Origin of the sequence: Sphaerisporangium perillae (genome assembly GCF_023276435.1) — a bacterium.
GTDB lineage: Bacteria > Actinomycetota > Actinomycetes > Streptosporangiales > Streptosporangiaceae > Sphaerisporangium > Sphaerisporangium perillae.
In genome coordinates, this window is the sequence record NZ_JALLPO010000016.1 from 143831 (window position 1) to 158238 (window position 14408).

A 14408-nucleotide genomic window follows, 5' to 3' on the forward strand; every position below is an offset into this window, starting at 1 on the left:
CTCCCACCCCCGCTCAACACCCCGCGGGGCGGGGGGGGCCTGACCGGGGGGGGGGGGCCCCCCCCCCCGGGCCCCCCCACCCCGCCGTGACGTTCCCTGAAGACCGAAGTCTGCGGCACTGTGCAGCGTCCCCGCCTGAAGGTGGGGGTTTACACGCTCGAGGAGTTTCGATGACCGACGACATCCTGCGGATGCGGGGAATCACCAAGACCTTTCCCGGAGTCAAGGCGCTCCAGGACGTGAACCTGTCCGTACGCCAAGGCGAGATCCACGCCATCTGCGGCGAGAACGGCGCGGGCAAGTCGACTCTGATGAAGGTGCTGTCGGGCGTGTACCCCCACGGCTCCTACGAGGGCGAGATCCTCTTCGACGGCGATCCCTGCCGCTTCGCCACGATCCGGGACAGCGAGCAGCGCGGGATCGTCATCATCCACCAGGAACTGGCGCTGTGCCCCCAGCTGTCGATCGCCGAGAACATCTTCCTCGGCAACGAGCGGGCGGCCCGCGGCCTGATCGACTGGAACCGGACCAACCACGAGGCGGGCGGCCTCCTCACGCGCGTGGGGCTGCGGGAGAATCCCGTGACCCAGGTCTCCGACATCGGCGTGGGCAAGCAGCAGCTCGTCGAGATCGCCAAGGCGCTGTCCAAGGAGGTGCGGCTGCTCATCCTGGACGAGCCGACGGCCGCGCTCAACGACGAGGACTCCGCGCACCTGCTGGACCTGCTGCGCGGCCTGCGCGACGAGGGCATCACCTGCGTGATCATCTCGCACAAGCTCAACGAGGTCATGGCGATCGCCGACTCGATCACCATCCTGCGCGACGGGCGGACGATCGAGACCCTGGACATGAAGACCGACCACGTCACCGAGGACCGCATCATCTCGGCGATGGTCGGCCGTGACCTGGAGAACCGCTACCCGCCGCACGAGCCGAAGATCGGCGACGAGGCGCTGCGCATCGAGGACTGGACGGTGCACAGCCCGACCCAGCGCGAGCGCAAGGTCGTCTCGGGGGCCGGCCTGACGCTGCGGCGAGGCGAGATCGTGGGGCTCGCCGGCCTGATGGGCGCCGGGCGCACGGAGCTGGCGATGAGCGTCTTCGGCCGCTCCTACGGCACCGACATCTCAGGGCGCATCTACCGGGACGGCAAGCTCGTCGAGATCCGCTCGGTGCGCGACGCCATCGACCACGGCATCGCCTACGCCACCGAGGACCGCAAGCGCTACGGGCTGAACCTCATCGACGACATCAAGCGCAACGTCTCGGCCGCCCAGCTGTCCAAGCTGGCCAGCCGGGGATGGATCAACGACAACGAGGAATACCGGGTCGCCGAGGACTTCCGGGCGAGCATGAACATCAAGGCGCCCAGCGTGCTGAGCGTCACGGGCAAGCTCAGCGGCGGCAACCAGCAGAAGGTCGTCCTGTCCAAGTGGATCTTCACCGACGCCGACGTGCTCATCCTGGACGAGCCGACCCGGGGCATCGACGTGGGTGCCAAGTACGAGATCTACTCGATCATCAACCACCTGGCCGACCAGGGCAAGGCGATCATGGTCATATCCTCTGAGCTGCCCGAACTGCTGGGTCTGTGCGATCGGATCTACACGCTCTCGGCCGGCCGTATCACGGGCGAGGTCAGCCGGCAGGACGCGACCCAGGAACGCCTCATGCAGTACATGACGAAGGGACAGGAGTAGATCCGATGAGCAGCATCTCCCCCGCCGGCGCCGATGTCACCCCGGGCGGGAAGGACGCCGGCCCCGCCGGGCCGCCGGGCCGCACGTCGCTGTTCGGCATCTCGCTCAACATCCGCCAGAGCGGCATCTACATCGCCTTCGCGCTGATCGTCGTGCTGTTCTCCGTGCTGACGGACGGTGCTCTGCTCCAGCCGCAGAACATCTCCAACATCATCGTGCAGAACTCCTACATCCTGATCCTCGCCATCGGGATGATCCTGATCATCATCGCCGGGCACATCGACCTGTCGGTGGGGTCGGTGGTCGCCGTCACCGGCGCCATCGCGGCCGTGCTGATGGTGAACTACGGCGTCCCCTGGCCGCTCGCCCTGCTGCTCACCCTGATCGCGGGCGGCCTGATCGGCGCCTGGCAGGGGTTCTGGATCGCCTACTTCGGCATCCCGGCGTTCATCGTCACCCTGGCCGGCATGCTGCTGTTCCGCGCGCTCACCCTCACCGTGCTCGGCAACCAGGGCATCGGCCCGTTCCCCGACCCGGTGCGCACGCTGGCCAACGGGTTCACCGACGGCTACCTGGGCAACATCGGCCTCGGCCCGCTCGGCGGCGCCGACCTGTTCAGCATCCTGGTGGGCGTCATCGCGGTCGCGGGCATGGCCACGTCACAGTGGCGCACCCGCAGCGCCCGGCTGCGTTACGGCCAGGATGTCGACCCGCCGGCCCTGTTCCTGCTGAAGATCATCGCCGGGGCCGTCGTGGTCATGGCCGTCGTGGTGCAGCTGGCCCGCTTCAAGAACCTCCCGTGGGTGCTGGTGCTGCTGGCGTTCCTGGTGCTCGGGTACTCCCTGATCACCACCCGCGCGGTGTTCGGCCGGCGCATCTACGCCATCGGCGGCAACCTGCAGGCGGCGATGCTGTCCGGCGTCAAGGTCAAGTCGGTGGTCTTCTGGATCTTCGTCAACATGGGCGTGCTCGCCGCCCTGGCCGGGGTCATCTTCGCCGGCCGCCTCAACCAGGCCGGTCCGACGGCCGGCAACTCCTTCGAGCTGGACGCCATCGCGGCCGCGTTCATCGGCGGCGCGGCGGTCCAGGGCGGCGTCGGCAAGGTGGTCGGCGCGATCACCGGCGGCCTCATCATGGGCGTGATCAACAATGGCATGTCCCTGATCGGCGCGCCCAGCGAGCGGGTCATGCTCGTCAAGGGCATCGTCCTGCTCGCCGCGGTCGCCTTCGACGTGTGGACCAAGCGCCGCGCCGGCAGCGCCGCGTAGCGGGTCGCCCGGCAGCGCCTGGGGGGCGGACCTTCGCGGACACGCGGCATGCCTCGGGGCGGCCCGATGTTGCGGCGGGAGCAAGGTCTACAGTGAACGTTGTCGGACCTTCGCCGTAGGCTGGCGGTTTCACCGACATCTCGCCACGCACAACAGGAGGGCCCCCCGGTGCTCGTTGACTCGTTCGGGCGAGTGGCCACCGACCTCAGGGTCTCGCTGACCGACAAGTGCAATCTCCGCTGCGCCTACTGCATGCCTCCGGAGGGCCTCGACTGGCTGCCGAAGCCTGAACTGCTCACCGCCGACGAGATCTGCCGCCTGGTGGCCATCGGCGTCGAGCGGCTCGGCATCACCGAGATCCGCTACACCGGCGGCGAGCCGCTGCTGCGGCGCGAGATCGTCGACATCGTCGCGCGGACGGCCGCGCTGCGTCCCCGCCCGCAGATCTCGATCACCTCCAACGGCATCGGCCTGGCCCGCCTCGCCGAGCCGCTGGCGCAGGCGGGCCTCGACCGGGTCAACATCTCGCTCGACACCCTCGACCGTGAGGCCTTCATCCGGCTGGCGCACCGCGACCGGCTCGCCGACGTCCTTTCCGGCCTGGCCGCCGCCGAGGCGGCGGGTCTTCGGCCGGTGAAGGTCAACGCGGTCCTCATGCGCGACGTCAACGACCACGAGGCGGTGCGGCTGCTGCGCTTCTGCCTCGAGCAGGGCTACGAGCTGCGGTTCATCGAGCAGATGCCGCTCGACGCCCAGCACGGCTGGCGCCGCGAGAACATGGTCACCGCCGACGAGATCCTCGCCATCCTGGGCGCCGAGTTCAGCCTGACTCCCGACGACCCGGGGGAGCGGGGCAGCGCCCCGGCCGAGGTCTTCCTGGTGGACGGCGGTCCCGCCAGGGTCGGGGTCATCGGCTCGGTGACCCGGCCGTTCTGCGGCGCCTGCGACCGGGTGCGGCTGACGGCCGACGGCCAGATCCGCAACTGCCTGTTCGCGACCGAGGAGTCCGACCTGCGCGGCGCCCTGCGGTCGGGGGCCTCCGACGACGAGCTGGCGGAGCGCTGGGTCGCCGCCGTGCGCGGCAAGCGCGCCGGCCACGGCATCGACGATCCGAGCTTCCTGCAGCCGGCCCGCCCCATGTCGGCCATCGGCGGCTGAGATGCCCGCCGCGCCGCGTGGGACGCCGGGCGCCGCGAGGGTGCCCGGCTCGCCGCCTGGCCTGCCGTACGCCGGGCCGGAGCCCGGCGCGGCGCCTGGGGCCCCCTACGACGCCGTGGTGCCGGCGGCCGGGCCGTACGACGCCGTGGTGCCGACCGCGGTGCCGTACGACGCCGTGGTGCTGGCGGGGGGCGAGGCGCGACGGCTCGGCGGAGGGGACAAGCCCGGCGTCAGCGTGGGCGGCCTGACGCTGATCGAGCGCGTCGTGGCGGCGGTGCCCGGCGCCGCCCGGCTCGTCGTGGTGGGCCCGGCACGCCCGGGCCTCCCGCGCGGTGAGTTCGCCCGTGAGGACCCGCCGGGCGGCGGCCCTATCCCCGCACTGCGCGCGGGCCTGGCGCGCGTCCAGGCGCCGTGGGTGGCGCTGCTGGCGGCCGATCTGCCGTTCCTCCTGCCCGGCCACGTCGCCGCGCTGCTCGCCGCCGCGGGGACGCCCCCGCGGGCCGGGGCCGTGCTGGTCGACGAGGACGGGCGTGAGCAGTGGCTCACCGGCGTCTGGCGGACGGAGACGCTCGCCCGCGCGCTCGCCGGGTACGAGGGGCGGTCCCTGCGCGGGCTGCTCGGCCCGCTCGACCCGGTGCGGCTCGGCCTGCCGGTGGGCGACGGCGGCCGCGTTCCGTGGTTCGATTGCGACACGATCGACGACGTGGCGGACGCCAGGAGGCGGATGCCGCACGCGGCCGGGGAAGCGACGGAATCCGGCGGGCGGGCGGCACTGCCGTGACCGCCCGTGAAAGGTTCACGAGGAGAGGGACTTCATGAACGTGCTGGCTGAGTGGACGGCGCTGGTCTGCAAGGAACTGGACATCGACCCCGAGAAGGTGGACCGGGACGCCGTTCTCGATCTGACCAGGGATGTCGCCCACGGGGTGGCTCGTCCCGCGGCGCCGCTCACCGCCTACCTGCTCGGCCTGGCGCAGGGCGCCGGCACCGCGTCGCCGGAGGCGCTCGAACGCCTGTCGACGCTGGCGAAGAACTGGGGACAGGCGACGGCGGAAACGCTCGGCGACCGCTGAGCGGGCCGGGCCGGCGCATTTAAAAAAGCTCTTTTATGAAGAAATGGGCGACGCCGGGTGGTTACGGGGGCAAACCACCCGGCGTCGCTTCATCGGCGTTCCGACGGGGGCCCGGAACGCCGGCACGAGCGCTCCGACGGGGGACCAGAGCGCTTGTCTAAAGCGTACACCTACAACCCATGGGGTGCGTCAAGACTTTGTCACGACCCGATCTCGCGTCGGTGGATTGGTATCTCGGTTTGGTTAGGTCCTTCTCCGTCAAAGGTAGAGCTCACGCCACGACTCGGCTCGTTCGCGCCGATGACGGCGATGTACGGCAGGAAGATCGCTCCGGCGACGAAGAGAGCCCGGACAGGCCAAGGGACGTTCAGCACCACGGCCAGGATGAGGCACAGTGTCCGTATGCCCATCTGGATGAAGTAGCGCTTCTCCCTGCGGCCGATGTCGGCCGTGAGGGAGGGTCTCGCGTCGGTGACCTCATGAACGACCGTGCGGCCGCGCCGAACCTTCACGCAATCCACGTTAGTCCCCGAACTCATCGGTGGTGACGGCGGCCGTGGCAGGACGGGCGTCATACGATCAAGGGCGACGCTAAGGAGACAACGATGAGCGATCGTACGTACCGCGTGACCGAGATCGTCGGCACGTCCGCCGAGAGCGTGGACCAGGCGATCCGCAACGGCATCCGCCGGGCGGCCGAGACCCTGCGCCATCTCGACTGGTTCGAGGTGACCGAGGTCCGCGGCCACATCGAGGACGGCGAGATCGGCCACTACCAGGTGGGCATGAAGGTGGGCTTCCGCCTGGAGGACTCCTAAGAGCTATCCCGTGCCGGCCAAGCGGAAGGTCTCCCACGCACGTGGCTTGGTGTGGGAACGAGCCCGGCCAGGGATCCGGGTGAAGTCCCAGGGTGTGCCTGCGACGCTACGATCTTCGCGCCCAGGGTGGTCCCGGTGCCGGGAGGGGGCCCGGCACCGGGGGGGAGTGGCTCAGCTGGCCTGGCTGACCGTCGACATGTTGAAGTCGGGCACCCGCACCGCCGGCATGATCGTTCGGGTGAAGTAGTCGTTCCACTCGCGGGGGAGCGTCTGCTCCTCGCGGCCGATCTCGGTGAGCCGGCCGAGCAGGTCGACCGGGCTCTCGTTGAACCGGAAGTTGTTGACCTCGCCGACCACCTCGCCGTTCTCCACGAGATAGACGCCGTCACGGGTGAGGCCGGTCAGCAGCAGCGACTGCGGGTCGACCTCGCGGATGTACCACAGGCAGGTGAGCAGCAGGCCGCGCTCGGTCGAGGCGACCATCTCCTCCAGCGAGCGCCCGCCCTCGGGACCCGACATGATCAGGTTGTCGATCTGGGGGGTCGCCGCCAGCCCGGTCAGCCCGGCCGAGTAGCGGGTCTGCAGCAGCGCCGCCAGGGAGCCGTCGCGGATCCAGTCGGTCCGCGACAGCGGCAGCCCGTTGTCGAAGACCGAGCGCTCGCGGCTGCCCGCGTGGGCGACCACGAAGGGCGCGGAGGCGATGCCGGGGGCGGCCGGATCGCTGTACAGGTCGACCGGGGAGTTCGACAGCGACTCGCCGACGCGGGTGCCGCCGCCGGGCTTGGAGAAGACCGTGCGGCCGTCGGCGGCGTCCCTGGCCCCCGCCGACCAGTACAGGTAGATCATCAGGTCGGCCACCGCCGTGGGCGGGATCAGCGTCTCGTACCGGCCCGCGGGCAGGTCGACGCGGCGCTTGGCCCAGTCGAGGCGGCGCGCGAGGCCGGCGTCCAGCGCCGCGACGTCCACGTCGGTGAAGTCACGGGTGGCCACGCCGGACCAGGCCGAACGGGTCATGTCGGGCGACTTGGCGTTGAGCTCCAGGCGGCCGGTCGGCTGGTCGTGGCGGAGCCGCAGCCCGGTGGAGGACCCGACGAACGTCGAGGTGAGGATGTGCTCGGCGAAGCCGTACAGCTTGCGGTTGGCGGTCTCGGCCACGGCGAACGCCTCGCCGAGCGCGGGGGCGAACCGGCCGAACACCTCGATCGAGGTCGACTCGGCGGGCCGGTCCCAGTCGGGGGACTGCGCCGCCGCGACCAGCGGCCGGGCGTCCTCGGCGGGCGGCGCCTCGTGCGAGGCCAGGTCGGCCGCGGTGACGACGTCGGCGAGCTGGTCGGGACGCACCGCCGAGCGCGAGACGACGCCGACACCCTGGCCGGTGATCGAGATCACCGTGAGCTGGGAGGAACGGGCCACCCCGTTGGTGGTCAGCGTGTTGCCGGCGAAGCGGAGGTTCGCGGTGGACCCCTCGTCGACGATCACGACGCAGTCGTCGGCCTTGCTGAGCGCAAGGGCACGCTCGACGGTCTCCTGAGGAGTCACTTTCCACCCTCCTGAACGGTGTTGAGTATCTTGACCCCGCGGAACAGCGCGGAGGGGGACCCGTGGCTGACCGGCGCGACCTGGCCCGGCTGGCCCTTGCCGCAGTTGAAGGCGCCGCCGAGCACGTAGGTCTGCGGCCCGCCGACGGCCTCCATGGACCGCCAGAAGTCGGTGGTGGTCGCCTGGTAGGCCACGTCGCGCACCTGGCCGGTGAGCCGGCCGTTCTCGATGCGGTAGAACCGCTGGCCGGTGAACTGGAAGTTGTACCGCTGCATGTCGATGGACCAGCTCTTGTCGCCCATGACGTACAGGCCGCGCTCGACGCGGGAGATCAGCTCGTCGGTCGAGGGACCGTCGGGCGTGGGCTGGAGGGAGACGTTGGCCATCCGCTGGATCGGGGGGTGCCCGGGCGAGTCGGCGAACGCGCACCCGTTGGAGGGGCCGAGGCCCTTCAGCAGCGCCATGCGGCGGTCGAGCTGGTAGCCCACCAGGGTGCCGCCGCGGACGATGTCGAACTGCCGCGTCGCGACGCCCTCGTCGTCGTAGCCGATCGAGGCCAGGCCGTGCTCGGCCGTGCGGTCACCGGTGACGTTCAACGCCGGGGAGCCGTACTCGAGGGTGCCAAGCTTGTCGAACGTGGCGAAGCTCGTGCCGGCGTAGGCCGCCTCGTAGCCGAGCGCCCGGTCGAGCTCGGTCGCGTGCCCGATCGACTCGTGGATGGTCAGCCACAGGTTGGAGGGGTGGATGACCAGGTCGTAGACGCCCGCCTCGACCGAGGGGGCCTTGAGCTTCTCCTCCAGCAGCTCCGGCAGGGTCGCCAGCTCGGCGGGGAAGTCCCAGCCGGTGCCGGTGAGGTACTCGTAGCCGCGCCCGGCGGGCGGGGCCAGCGTGCGCATGTCGTCGAAGCGGCCGTCGGCCGCCCGCATCACCGTCAGGACCGGGTGGGTGCGCACGCGTTGCTGCGTGGTGTCGGTGCCGGCGGTGTCGGCGTAGAACTTCTGCTCCTTGACCTGCATGAGCGAGGCGGAGACGTGGTCGACGCGCGGGTCCTTCAGCAGGCCGGCGGACCAGTCGGCCAGCAGGGCCACCTTGTCCTTGAGGGCCACGGAGAAGGGGTCGACGTCGTAGGGGGACACCCACGTGACGCCGGAGTGGACCGGCTCGGGAGCCAGCTCGACCGGCTCGCGGTTGACGGCCGAGGCGACCTCCGCCACCTTGACGGCCTGCTCGGCGACGTGGGCCGCGGCCTCGGGGGTCAGCTCGATGCCCGCCGCGAAGCCCCACGTGCCGTCGCGGATCACCCGGACGGCGTAGCCGAGGTCGTCGGCGTCCATGGAGCCTTCGAGACGGGCGTCGAACAGGCTGAGGGTCTCGCCGCGTACCCGTTCGAGCCGGAAGTCGGCGTGTTCGGCGCCCAGTTCACGGGCACGCTGCAGGGCCGCGTCCGCCAGCCGCCGGAGCGGCAGGGCGAGAAAGTCGGGATCGATCTGGCGCATGTCCACGATCCTAACCGTGTGATCTTGTACGGCACGGATAAGGGTTTACCTGCGAGTAGGCGATAGCGTCTTGCCCATGGCTCGATCAGTACTCGTAACCGGTGGCAATCGCGGGATCGGCCTTTCGATCGCCCGTGAGCTGGCCGCGGCCGGTGACGCCGTCGCCGTCACCTACCGCTCTGGAGAGCCCCCTGAGGGGTTGTTCGGGGTGAGGTGTGACGTCACCAGCTCCGAAGACGTGGACGCCGCCTTCTCCAAGGCCGAGGCGGAGCACGGGCCCGTCGAGGTCGTCGTGGCCAACGCGGGCATCACCAGGGACACCCTGCTGCCGTTGATGAAGGAGGACGCCTTCACCGACGTCATCGACACCAACCTGACCGGCGCCTACCGCGTCGCGAAGCGGGCGACCCGCGGCATGCTGCGGATGCGGCGCGGCCGCATCGTGCTCATCTCCTCCGTCGTCGCAATGCTCGGCTCGGCCGGCCAGACCAACTACGCCGCCTCCAAGGCCGGCCTGATCGGCTTCGGCCGGTCGCTGGCGCGCGAGCTCGGGTCGCGCGGCATCACCGTCAACGTGGTGGCGCCCGGCTTCGTCGAGACCGACATGACGGCCGCCCTGGAGTCCGAGCAGCAGCAGGCCATACTCAAGAACATCCCGCTCGGCCGGGCCGCGAGCGGAGCCGACATCGCGCGGGTGGTCAAGTTCCTGGCGAGCGACGACGCCGCCTATATCACCGGGGCGGTCGTCCCGGTCGACGGCGGCCTGGGAATGGGGCACTGACATGGGAATTCTCGACGGCAAGCGGCTCTTGGTGACCGGTGTCCTCACCGACGCCTCGATCGCCTTCTCGGTCGCCAAGCTGGCGCAGGAGGAGGGCGCCCAGATCGTGCTCACCGGCTTCGGCCGCCTGAGCCTGGTCGAGCGCATCGCCAAGCGCCTCCCCGAGCCGCCACCGGTGATCGAGCTGGACGTGCAGAACACCGAGCACCTCGACTCCCTCGCCGACCGGGTCGGCGAGCATCTCGGCGGCCTCGACGGGGTGGTCCACTCGATCGGCTTCGCGCCGCAGACGGCCCTCGGCGGCAACTTCCTCAACACCACCTGGGAGGACGTGGCGACGGCCGTGCACGTCTCCACCTTCTCCTTCAAGTCGCTGGCGGTCGCCTGCCTGCCCCTGATGAAGGAGGGCGGCGCCGTCGTCGGCCTCGACTTCGACGCCACCAAGGCCTGGCCCGTCTACGACTGGATGGGCGTGGCCAAGGCGGGCCTGGAGTCGTGCTCGCGCTATCTGGCGCGCGACTTCGGCAAGCACGGCATCCGGGTGAACCTCGTGGCGGCCGGGCCGCTGCGCACCATGGCGGCCAAGAGCATCCCGGGCTTCAAGGAGTTCGAGGAGAGCTGGCCCGCCAAGGCGCCCCTCGGGTGGGACCTCGCCGATCCCGCGCCCGCGGCCAAGGCGTGCGTGGCGCTGCTGTCCGACTGGTTCCCGGCCACGACCGGCGAGATCGTGCACGTCGACGGCGGCGTCCACGCGATGGGCGTCTGACCCGCCGGCGGCTTTCGCCCACATCGTGGGCCCGGGCCGCCGGCGCGCGGCGTCAGGCGAGGCGGTGGCGTCCGGCCTCGGAGGAGCGCAGGCCCTCGAAGGGCATCGAGCGCGGCGTGTCGGCGGCCCGGCGCGACTGCACGACACGGGTCGCGAGGATCGCCGAGGCCAGTAGCACGGCGGTCAGCGCGGTGCCCACGGGGTCGTACGGCCTGGGGGGCGCGGTCTTGCGGGCCTGCAGGGTGCCGGTCAGCACCGGGAGGGGCTGGCCGGGCCACAACGGCACCAACGGCGGCATCTCGATGTCGGCGCGGGGCGGCGAGGTCGCGTGCACGGACGGCATGGCACGGTCCACCGGCTCGGCGGGCAGGGTTGCTCCTTGCACCGGGGGTTCGCCGGTAGGGGGCCGGTCGGCGGGCGGCCGATCGTTGTCCATGCGCGGGGCGCTACGCGTGGCGGGGTGATCGCCCGAGCCGGAGCGGTCGGGGCCGGCGGGTGACTTCGGCGCCGGTGAGGCGTCGGTGTCCCCGCATTCGGAGGAGCCGATCAGTGGCAGGCAGCCGGTGTCGATCGGCAGCCCGAGCAGGTCGTCACCGGAGCCGTCCCCCGACCCGCCGGAGCCGCCACCGGCCTCGCCGGGCGCCTGGGACGGAGAGGCGCTCGCGCTGGGCGGCCGGGTGGCCATGGCCCCGTTCCCGCCGCCGAGGACCTTCTCCGTGGTCGTCTCGACGGTCGTCTCGACCGTCTTCTGCACCGTGTCGGTCACCGGCTTCAGCCCGCCGCCGAGGTCGCCCACCGTGTCGGTGACCTCGCTCAGCAGGTCGCACACGCCGCCGGTGAGGCTGGACAGGGGAGTGCCGCCCCGATCGCAGTCGGCCAGGCGCGACGAGGACCCCGCGGCGGGCGCGGCCACCAGCAGTGCGGTTCCCCCGCTCAGCGCCAGCGTCAGCGCTCCCGCCGAGATGGCGGTCGTGCCCTTACGCATGGTTGCCCTCCATCGTCTTCCGGGGTAGGCGCTGGCTCCCCTCCCGCCGCCTCCGGAAACCATCGTGTGCCAGAACGCCGGTCTTTCCAGGAAAAGTTGCGATTCGGTATCGACTAGTGATACGCGAACGAGTTTCCCGTTCGGTGGTTACGGGTGATCGCGGCGCTACTCCACGGCGGACACGTCGTCGAGCGCCTCGCGGATCTCCACCGGCAGCGTCAGCTCCTCTGCCTGCAGCACTCCCTTCAGCTGTGCGTGCGTGCGCGCGCCGACGATGGCCGCGGCCACCCCCGGCTGGTCGCGCACCCAGGAAAGGGCCACCGCGAGCGGGGATACCCCGAGCCCCTCGGCGGCCGTGGTCACCGACTCGACGACTCGGCGGCACCGCTCGTCGAGATACGGCTGGACGAAGTCGGCGAAGTGTGGCGTCGCGGCCCGCGAGTCGGCGGGGATGCCCACGCGGTACTTGCCGGTCAGCACCCCGCGCCCGAGCGGCGACCAGGCGAGCACCCCCGCGCCGACGTGCTCGGACGCCGGCAGTACCTCGCGCTCGGCGTCCCTGGCCAGCAGGGAGTACTCGATCTGGGCCGAGACGATGGGCACCCGCCCCGGAGCCGCGCGCTGCCAGACCCCCGCCGCGGCCAGCTGCCACGCCGCGTAGTTGCAGACCCCGGCGTACATCGCGCGGCCGGAGGAGACGGCGGTGTCGACCGCCGCCAGGGTCTCCTCCAGGGGCACCTCGGCGTCGAAGGCGTGCAGCTGCCACAGGTCGACCTCGTCGACGCCCAGCCGGGCGAGCGAGGCGTCCAGCGCCGCCAGCAGGCTGCGGCGCGAGGCGTTCCTGGACCTCGGGCCCCGGGGCGTGAGGACCGCCTTGGTCGCGATGACCATCTCCGAGCGCGGCACCGAGTCGCGCAGCAGTCGGCCGAGCAGGCGCTCGGCGTCGCCGCCCGCGTAGACGTCGGCGGTGTCGACCAGTGTGCCCCCGGCTTCGGCGAAGGCGACGAGCTGCGCGGCGGCCTCCTCCGCGCCGGTGTCGCGCCCCCAGGTCATGGTGCCGAGCCCCACCCGCGACACCGAAAGACCGCTGCGCCCGACCATTCGCTGATCCATGATCCGGCCAGGTTACCGTGTTGGCACGCCTCACTTCCGTGGATGGCGAAGGACGCGCCTTGCCGGCCACCGGCCGCCGAAGCCCGCGCCCGTCACGAATCCGCACCGGTTACCGGCCGGCATGGCTGACCTCCCTCATGCCGCTGCCATAGGCTGGCGCGCACTATGGACGCACTGCAAGCGATCGTGCTGGGCATCGTGCAGGGGCTGACCGAGTTCCTGCCCATCTCCAGCTCCGCCCATCTGCTCATCGTTCCCCGCCTGTTCGGCTGGGGAGACCCCGGAGCCGCCTTCACCGCGGTGATCCAGCTCGGCACGATGCTGGCCGTGGTCATCTACTTCTGGCGCGACATCGTGCGCATCGTGTGGACCTGGCTGCGCAGTTTGTGGACGCCGGAACTGCGCGACGACCTGGACGCCCGCATGGGCTGGTACATCGGGCTCGGCACGATCCCCCTCGGCGTGCTCGGGGTGGTGTTCAAGGACCAGATCGAGGGCCCTGCGCGCAACCTGTGGATCAACGCGACCGTGCTGATCGTCTTCGGCCTGCTCCTGCTGCTGGCCGAGCAGATCGGACGGCAGCGGACGCCGATCGGCGAGCTGACGCTGAAGCAGGGCCTCATCATCGGCGGGTTCCAGGCGCTCGCGCTGGTGCCGGGGGCGTCCCGGTCCGGCTCCACCATCACGGGCGGGCTGTTCCTCGGCTTCACGCGCGAGGCGGCGGCCCGTTACTCGTTCCTGCTGTCCATCCCCGCCGTGGTGCTCTCCGGGCTGTTCGAGCTGCGCGACGTCGGCGCGGGCGGCGGCCCGGACCTGGTGCCGACGCTGATCGCCACCGTGGTGTCGTTCGTCGTGGGGTACGCCTCGATCGCCTGGTTGCTCCGCTACATCACCAGGCACTCCATGATGGTCTTCGTCACCTATCGCGTCTTCATCGGCGCGTTCCTGCTGACACTGCTGTCTCTAGGGGTGATCACGGCCCAATAAGCTTGCTTTGTGACCACTTTGCTTCTGGTGCGGCACGGTCTTACGGACATGACCGGCCCGGTGCTCGCCGGCTGGACCCCCGGGGTCCATCTGAGCGAGCGAGGCCGCGCCCAGGCCGAGACCCTGGCCGCGCGGCTGGCGCCCCTGCGTCTCGACGCCATCGTCGCGAGCCCGCTCGAACGGTGCCAGGAGACCGCCCAGGCGGTCCTCGCCGGGCGTGAGGGCCTCCAGATCGCAAGCGACGACCGGTTCGGCGAGTGCGGATACGGCGACTGGACCGGGCGCCCGCTGAAGGAGCTCGCCGAGGAGCCGCTGTGGCGGGTGGTCCAGCAGCACCCGAGCGCGGCGGTCTTCCCGGGAGGGGAGTCACTGGCCGGCGTGCAGCGCCGCGCGGTCGCCGCCGTGCGCCACTGGAACGCCAAACTCGGTGACGAGGCGGTCTACCTGGTGTGCAGCCACGGGGATGTCATCAAGGCGATCGTGGCCGACGCGCTCGGGGTCCACCTCGACCAGTTCCAGCGCATCACCGCCGATCCGGCCTCCCTGACGGCGATCCGGTACACCACCCTGAGGCCGTTCGTCCTGAGGGTCAACGATGTGGGCGGCGGGGTAGAAAATCTGATACCCCCCGCGCCCCAAGCCGAGGGTTCGGAGCAGCAAGACGGGGGAGAAAGTTTGACCGAGAGCGACGCCGCTGTCGGCGGCGGAGCCGGGACCACGTAAG

At 71.0% G+C, this 14408-nt stretch carries 15 protein-coding genes; 10 read left to right on the forward strand and 5 right to left on the reverse strand.

Features of this window, described 5'->3' with window-relative positions:
• The first annotated feature begins 170 nt into the window (after positions 1–170).
• The 5 genes from mmsA to MYF83_RS17675 all read left to right on the forward strand — a co-directional run bounded on the left by mmsA (position 171) and on the right by MYF83_RS17675 (position 5199).
• The gene (mmsA, locus tag MYF83_RS17655; RefSeq protein WP_248961540.1) at positions 171–1700 is read left to right on the forward strand and encodes a multiple monosaccharide ABC transporter ATP-binding protein; all 1530 of its coding nucleotides are present in this window, start codon (positions 171–173) and stop codon (positions 1698–1700) included.
• Between the two features lie 5 nt (positions 1701–1705).
• Positions 1706–2968 carry a multiple monosaccharide ABC transporter permease gene (gene mmsB, locus MYF83_RS17660; RefSeq protein ID WP_248961541.1) on the forward strand — a complete coding sequence of 421 codons (1263 nt, stop codon included), beginning with the start codon at positions 1706–1708 and terminating at the stop codon, positions 2966–2968.
• A 168-nt stretch (positions 2969–3136) separates the two neighbouring features.
• On the forward strand, positions 3137–4126 hold the full coding sequence (moaA, locus tag MYF83_RS17665) for a GTP 3',8-cyclase MoaA (RefSeq protein WP_248961542.1): 990 nt from the start codon (positions 3137–3139) through the stop codon (positions 4124–4126).
• Between the two features lies 1 nt (position 4127).
• Positions 4128–4907 (forward strand): molybdenum cofactor guanylyltransferase, encoded by a 780-nt coding sequence (gene mobA / locus MYF83_RS17670; RefSeq protein WP_308201465.1) that lies wholly within the window; start codon positions 4128–4130, stop codon positions 4905–4907.
• 34 nt (positions 4908–4941) lie between these two features.
• Positions 4942–5199 carry a DUF6457 domain-containing protein gene (locus tag MYF83_RS17675; RefSeq protein ID WP_248961543.1) on the forward strand — a complete coding sequence of 86 codons (258 nt, stop codon included), beginning with the start codon at positions 4942–4944 and terminating at the stop codon, positions 5197–5199.
• Between the two features lie 200 nt (positions 5200–5399).
• On the opposite strand, the gene MYF83_RS17680 is transcribed toward MYF83_RS17675, so the two are convergent.
• A complete protein-coding gene (locus tag MYF83_RS17680; protein WP_248961544.1) occupies positions 5400–5711 on the reverse strand; it encodes a DUF3099 domain-containing protein in 312 nt (103 codons plus the stop codon).
• 93 nt (positions 5712–5804) lie between these two features.
• Between MYF83_RS17680 and MYF83_RS17685 the strand changes: the two genes are divergently transcribed.
• Positions 5805–6017 carry a dodecin gene (locus tag MYF83_RS17685; protein WP_248961545.1) on the forward strand — a complete coding sequence of 71 codons (213 nt, stop codon included), beginning with the start codon at positions 5805–5807 and terminating at the stop codon, positions 6015–6017.
• 171 nt (positions 6018–6188) lie between these two features.
• Here MYF83_RS17685 and MYF83_RS17690 read toward each other — a convergent pair whose 3' ends face one another.
• Positions 6189–7556: a TldD/PmbA family protein gene (locus tag MYF83_RS17690; RefSeq protein ID WP_248961546.1), complete on the reverse strand. Its 1368-nt coding sequence runs from the start codon at positions 7554–7556 to the stop codon at positions 6189–6191.
• Complete coding sequence (locus MYF83_RS17695; RefSeq protein WP_248961547.1) at positions 7553–9052, reverse strand: TldD/PmbA family protein; 1500 nt, start codon at positions 9050–9052, stop codon at positions 7553–7555. The genes MYF83_RS17690 and MYF83_RS17695 overlap by 4 nt, the downstream gene beginning before the upstream one ends.
• A 76-nt stretch (positions 9053–9128) precedes the next feature.
• Between MYF83_RS17695 and fabG the strand changes: the two genes are divergently transcribed.
• Together fabG and fabI are read left to right on the forward strand one after the other, a co-directional pair.
• A complete protein-coding gene (gene fabG / locus MYF83_RS17700; RefSeq protein WP_248961548.1) occupies positions 9129–9833 on the forward strand; it encodes a 3-oxoacyl-ACP reductase FabG in 705 nt (234 codons plus the stop codon).
• A 1-nt stretch (position 9834) separates the two neighbouring features.
• Positions 9835–10599, forward strand: a complete 765-nt coding sequence (fabI, locus tag MYF83_RS17705) for an enoyl-ACP reductase FabI (protein WP_248961549.1) — start codon at positions 9835–9837, stop codon at positions 10597–10599.
• 52 nt (positions 10600–10651) lie between these two features.
• Here the strand turns inward: fabI and MYF83_RS17710 are convergent, their stop codons facing one another.
• Both MYF83_RS17710 and MYF83_RS17715 read right to left on the reverse strand, forming a co-directional pair.
• Positions 10652–11584 carry a hypothetical protein gene (locus tag MYF83_RS17710; RefSeq protein WP_248961550.1) on the reverse strand — a complete coding sequence of 311 codons (933 nt, stop codon included), beginning with the start codon at positions 11582–11584 and terminating at the stop codon, positions 10652–10654.
• A 165-nt stretch (positions 11585–11749) separates the two neighbouring features.
• On the reverse strand, positions 11750–12697 hold the full coding sequence (locus MYF83_RS17715; protein ID WP_248961551.1) for an aldo/keto reductase: 948 nt from the start codon (positions 12695–12697) through the stop codon (positions 11750–11752).
• A gap of 165 nt (positions 12698–12862) precedes the next feature.
• Between MYF83_RS17715 and MYF83_RS17720 the strand changes: the two genes are divergently transcribed.
• A complete protein-coding gene (locus MYF83_RS17720; protein WP_248961552.1) occupies positions 12863–13684 on the forward strand; it encodes an undecaprenyl-diphosphate phosphatase in 822 nt (273 codons plus the stop codon).
• A gap of 9 nt (positions 13685–13693) precedes the next feature.
• Entirely contained in the window at positions 13694–14407 is a 714-nt protein-coding gene (locus MYF83_RS17725; protein WP_248961553.1) for a histidine phosphatase family protein, read from the forward strand.
• Position 14408 lies beyond the last annotated feature (1 nt).

Coding starts and splice junctions, on each gene's coding strand:
- mmsA (WP_248961540.1), top strand. CDS start 171: ATGACCGACGACATCCTGCGGATGCGGGGAATCACCAAGACCTTTCCC.
- mmsB (WP_248961541.1), top strand. CDS start 1,706: ATGAGCAGCATCTCCCCCGCCGGCGCCGATGTCACCCCGGGCGGGAAG.
- mobA (WP_308201465.1), top strand. CDS start 4,128: ATGCCCGCCGCGCCGCGTGGGACGCCGGGCGCCGCGAGGGTGCCCGGC.
- MYF83_RS17675 (WP_248961543.1), top strand. CDS start 4,942: ATGAACGTGCTGGCTGAGTGGACGGCGCTGGTCTGCAAGGAACTGGAC.
- MYF83_RS17685 (WP_248961545.1), top strand. CDS start 5,805: ATGAGCGATCGTACGTACCGCGTGACCGAGATCGTCGGCACGTCCGCC.
- MYF83_RS17695 (WP_248961547.1), bottom strand. CDS start 9,052: ATGCGCCAGATCGATCCCGACTTTCTCGCCCTGCCGCTCCGGCGGCTG.
- fabG (WP_248961548.1), top strand. CDS start 9,129: ATGGCTCGATCAGTACTCGTAACCGGTGGCAATCGCGGGATCGGCCTT.
- fabI (WP_248961549.1), top strand. CDS start 9,835: ATGGGAATTCTCGACGGCAAGCGGCTCTTGGTGACCGGTGTCCTCACC.
- MYF83_RS17710 (WP_248961550.1), bottom strand. CDS start 11,584: ATGCGTAAGGGCACGACCGCCATCTCGGCGGGAGCGCTGACGCTGGCG.
- MYF83_RS17715 (WP_248961551.1), bottom strand. CDS start 12,697: ATGGATCAGCGAATGGTCGGGCGCAGCGGTCTTTCGGTGTCGCGGGTG.
- MYF83_RS17720 (WP_248961552.1), top strand. CDS start 12,863: ATGGACGCACTGCAAGCGATCGTGCTGGGCATCGTGCAGGGGCTGACC.